Below are 3,944 nucleotides of genomic sequence, written 5' to 3'. Positions count from 1 at the left end.
AGGGGCGGCCCCCCCCCCCCCCCCCCCCCCTCAAGCGCCCTCAGCGCTTGAGCGATTCCCAGCTTTTCATCAGCCGCTTTACCGACACCGGCATCGGCGTGCGCAGTTCCTGCGCAAACAACGCCACCCGCAATTCTTCAAGCAACCACCGGAACTCGTCCAGGCGCGGGTCCGGCGCGCCCTTCAGCGCCGACCGCGCGCGCTGATATTGCGTCAGCAACGGCGCCATTTCCGCCACCAGCTTGGCGTCGCGCGCCGGGTCGGCACGCAGCTTGTCGATACGCGCCACGGCGGCCTTCAGGTAACGCGGGAAGTGCGACAACTGGGCGTCAGGCGTGTCGCGGATGAACCACTTTGGCATCAGCGCGCTTAATTGCTGTTGCAGGTCGGCATAGGCGGACGCGTGCGGCTTGGCCTGCGGCAGCTTGCGCTGCACGGCGGCGTACTCGGTCAGCACCGCGCCGGCCAGACGCGCAACCTCTTGGGCCAACAGCCCCAGCCTGCCCTTGCCTTCCGCGCGGCGGGCATCGAACTGCTGTTCGTTCACCGGCCAGGGTTCGGCCAGGCAGGCCTGGCCCAGCGCGCAGTCGATGATCTGGTCGCGCAATTCTTCCTGCGTGCCCAGCGTCATGTACAGCATGCTGATTTTGGTCAGGTCGGCCAGGTTCTTTTCCAGGAACTTGACCTGCTCGCGCAGGCCCAGCCGGAATAGCCGCAGCAGGCCGGCGCGATGATGCTTGCGCGCCTCGTCCGGGTCGTCAAACACGTCCAGGTCGCAATGCGTGCCGCGATCCACCAACGCCGGATAACCGATCACCGACTGCCCACGCCGCTTGATCTCCATGATTTCCGGCAAGGGGCCGAACGACCATGTCGTCAGGTTTTCGTGTGCCAGCGCCTGGGCCACCTGCGTATCGCTGGCGGCCAGTTGCTGAAACGTGGCCTGCGCCTGCTTGCCGAATTCAGCGCGCAGCTGCGCCAGGTTGCGCCCGGCCGCCAGCATGCGGCCGTGCTCGTCCACCACGCGGAAGTTCATGAACAAGTGCGCGGGCAAGGTCTCCAGCTTGAAGTCGCCCACGGCCGGGCGCACCTGCACCTGGTCCCACATGTCGGCAATGATGGCCTCGACCAGTCCTTGCTGCGGGTCGGCCTGGCGTTCAAACCAGCGGTCGTAAAAGCCGGCCGCGTAATCAGGCAGCGGCACGCAATGGCGACGCAGCTTCTGCGGCAACGACTTCAACAGCAAATGCACCTTTTCCTTCAGCATGCCGGGCACCAGCCATTCGCAGCGCGCCGGGTCGATCTGGTTCAGCGCAAACAAGGGCACCGACAGGGTCACGCCGTCGCGCGGGGAACCGGGCTCGAAGTGATAGTCCAGCGCCATCGTCACGCCCTGCCATTCCACCTTTTTAGGGAAGACATCGGTGGTGACGCCCGCGGCTTCGTGGCGCATGAGCTCGTCGCGCGTCAGCATCAGCTTGGCCGCGGCGGCCTTGTCCAGGCTGGACACCCACTTTTCCAGCGAGGCCGTCTGCGAGATATCCGCCGGCAACTGGCGGTCGTAGAAAGCAAAGATCAGTTCGTCGTCCACCAGAATGTCGGGGCGACGCGTCTGATGTTCCAGCTTTTCGATACCGGCGATCAGCTTGCGGTTATGCGCCACGAACGCCAGGCGCGTGTCGATCTCGCCCGGCACCAGGGCCTGGCGGATGAAGAGTTCGCGCGCCTGCGTCGGGTTGACGCGGCCATACTGGATGCGCCTGCCCGTGTAGATCGTCAGGCCATAGAGCGTGGCGCGCTCGTTGGCCACCACCTGCCCGGCCTTCTTTTCCCAACGCGGGTCCGACCAATTCTTGCGGATCAGATGCGCGCCCACCTTTTCCAGCCACACGGGGTCGATCCGTGCCACACAACGGGCATACAGGCGCGTGGTCTCGACCAATTCAGCCGCCATGATCCAGCGGCCGGCCTTCTTGACCAGGCGCGAACCCGGATGAATGTGGAAGCGGATTTCGCGCGCGCCCTGGTAATGGCCGCCTTCATCGCTTTTGAATCCGATATTGCCCAACAGGCCCGACAGCAGCGCCAGGTGCAGCTGTTCGTAGGTGGCTTCCGCCTGGTTCACGCGCCAGCCCTGCTCGCCCACCAGCGCGGCCAGTTGCGTGTGCACGTCGTGCCATTCGCGCAGCCGGATCGGCGACAGGAAGTTCTGCCGCAACAGGCCCACCAGCTTGCGCTGCGACGCCTTGTGCTGCACCTGTTCGCCATACCAGCGCCACAGTTTCAGGAAAGATATGAATTCCGATTTGTCGTCGGCAAACTTGGCGTGCGCGGCCTCGGCGGCTTCGCGCTCTTGCATGGGGCGGTCGCGCGCGTCCTGCACCGACAGGGCCGACGCGATGATCAGCATTTCGGCCAGGCATTGATGTTCGCGCGCGGCCAGGATCATGCGGCCGATACGCGGGTCGACCGGCAGCTTGGCCAGCTCATGGCCGGTTTCAGTCAGCACGAACGACGCGCCGGTGCGCGTGGCTTCGGCATCGTCATCGGAAGCGGAGGCCAGCTCAATCGCGCCCAGCTCTTGCAGCAGATGGTAGCCGTCGGCCACCGCGCGGCCCGGCGGCGCCTCGACGAACGGAAACTGTTCGATATCGTCGAGCTTCAGCGACTTCATCCGCAGGATGACGGACGCCAGCGACGAGCGCAGCACTTCCGGGTCGGTGAACGGCGCCCGGTTATTGAAGTCCAGCTCGTCGTAGAGCCGGATGCACAAGCCCGGCCCCACGCGGCCGCAGCGGCCGGCGCGCTGGTTGGCCGATGCGCGGCTGATGGGCTCGATGCGCAGCTGTTCAACCTTGTTGCGCCACGAATATCGCTTGATGCGCGCCAGCCCGCTATCGACCACGAACCGGATGCCGGGCACCGTCAGCGACGTTTCGGCTACGTTGGTAGCCAGCACGATGCGCCGCGCATTCGTGCGCGGGTGGAAGATCTGTTCCTGCTCGGCCTGCGACAGCCGCGCGTACAGCGGCAGCACTTCGGTGCCGGCCGGATGGCGCTTGCGCAGCGCTTCGGCGGATTCGCGGATTTCGCGTTCGCCGGGCAAGAACACCAGCACGTCGCCGGGGCCATGGCGCGCGCACTCGTCCACGGCGTCGACTATGGCGTCGATCAAGTCGCGCTCTTCGTCGCCCGACATACGCTCGCGGTCGCGGCCGGGCTTGGCGGCGGGCACGGCGGCGTCTTCGGCCGGCTCTTCCCGCACCGGACGGTAGCGCACTTCCACCGGGTACAAGCGGCCCGACACCTCGATGACCGGGGCGGGCTTGTCTTCCGAAGCCGCAAAGTGCTTGGCGAAGCGGTCGGCGTCGATGGTGGCCGACGTGATGATCAGTTTCAGATCCGGGCGGCGCGGCAGCAGCTGCTTCAGATAGCCCAGCAGGAAATCGATGTTCAGGCTGCGTTCGTGCGCCTCGTCGATGATGATGGTGTCGTAGCGGCGCAATAGCGGATCGCGCTGCGACTCGGCCAGCAGGATGCCGTCGGTCATCAGCTTGATGGACGCGTTGGGGCCGGTGCGGTCGTTAAAGCGCACCTGGTAGCCGACCACTTCGCCCATCGGCGTGTTCAGCTCTTCGGCGATGCGCTTGGCGACAGAGGTGGCGGCCAGGCGGCGCGGCTGGGTATGGCCGATCATCTTCTGACGGCCACGCCCCAGTTCCAGGCAGATCTTTGGCAGCTGCGTGGTCTTGCCCGAGCCGGTTTCCCCGCTGACGATCACGACCTGATGGCCCGCGATCGCACGCGCGATCTCTTGCCGCCGGGCACTGACGGGCAGGTCTTCTGGGTAGGTCACGGCAGGAATCGGCCGCTCGGGGCGATCCGCGCGCGGCGGGCGCTCCGGGCGTGCGGGACGCTCCGCGCGGGCAGGCCGCTCGGGACGC

General features: G+C 66.3%; 1 protein-coding gene. It reads right to left on the bottom strand.

What is annotated here, in order from left to right; genetic code table 11:
- Nucleotides 1-40: 40 nt before the first annotated feature.
- Nucleotides 41-3,865, bottom strand: coding sequence for an ATP-dependent RNA helicase HrpA (gene hrpA / locus ACNPP0_RS22930; protein ID WP_448707094.1), 3,825 nt, complete (start codon nucleotides 3,863-3,865; stop codon nucleotides 41-43).
- Nucleotides 3,866-3,944: the final 79 nt, after the last annotated feature.

Source organism: Achromobacter semiaridum, from assembly GCF_053543755.1.
This window is presented reverse-complemented; position numbering and strand designations above follow the sequence as displayed.